This window comes from Mesorhizobium kowhaii (assembly GCF_042431665.1).
In the GTDB taxonomy this organism is placed as follows: domain Bacteria; phylum Pseudomonadota; class Alphaproteobacteria; order Rhizobiales; family Rhizobiaceae; genus Mesorhizobium; species Mesorhizobium kowhaii.
In genome coordinates, this window is record NZ_JBHLYT010000219.1 from 1 (window position 1) to 971 (window position 971).

Below are 971 nucleotides of genomic sequence, written 5' to 3' on the forward strand. Positions count from 1 at the left end.
GAATTCGAGTTCGAAACCAAGATCGTCGGCGGTGCCGTTCCGAAGGAATACATCCCCGGCGTCGAAAAGGGCATCAACAGCGTCATGACCTCGGGTCCGTTCGCGGGCTTCCCGATGATCGGCGTCAAGGCGACGCTGATCGACGGCGCTTACCACGATGTTGACTCCAGCGTTCTGGCCTTCGAAATCGCCGGCCGCGCCTGCTTCCGTGAAGCTGCACCCAAGCTTGGCGTGCAGTTGCTCGAGCCGATCATGAAGGTCGAAGTTGTGACGCCGGAAGACTACGTCGGCAGCGTCATCGGCGATCTGAACGGTCGTCGTGGCCAGATCCAGGGCCAGGAAGCACGTGGCGTGGCAGTGGTCATCAACGCGATGGTACCGCTCGCCAACATGTTCAAGTACGTCGACAACCTGCGCTCGATGAGCCAGGGCCGCGCGGCCTACACGATGCAGTTCGATCACTATGAGCCTGTGCCGACTGCGGTCGCCCAGGAAGTACAGAAGAAATACGCGTAACTCGAACGGGTTGCAGCAGTAACTTAATTCAAGGCCCGCACGGGCGAGCAGGATTGGAGACATCACATGGCAAAAGGTAAATTCGAGCGTAACAAGCCTCATGTGAACATCGGCACGATTGGTCACGTTGACCATGGCAAGACGTCGCTGACGGCGGCGATCACGAAGTATTTTGGCGAATACAAGCGCTACGACCAGATCGACGCTGCACCTGAGGAGAAGGCGCGCGGCATCACGATCTCGACGGCGCATGTCGAATACGAGACGGCCAACCGCCACTACGCTCACGTCGACTGCCCCGGCCACGCCGACTATGTGAAGAACATGATCACCGGTGCGGCGCAGATGGACGGCGCGATCCTGGTTGTGTCGGCTGCCGACGGCCCGATGCCGCAGACCCGCGAGCACATCCTGCTGGCCCGTCAGGTCGGCGTGCCGTCGATCGTGGTGTTCCT

General features: G+C 60.4%; 1 protein-coding gene and 1 pseudogene. Both read left to right on the top strand.

The genetic code is table 11. The features are described from left to right. A pseudogene (fusA, locus tag ACFFNA_RS39570) lies at positions 1 to 516 on the top strand (elongation factor G); the annotation flags it as partial. Between the two features lie 66 nt (positions 517 to 582). Next, on the top strand, positions 583 to 971 hold a 389-nt coding region (locus tag ACFFNA_RS39575; protein ID WP_378925748.1), incomplete at its 3' end, for a GTP-binding protein.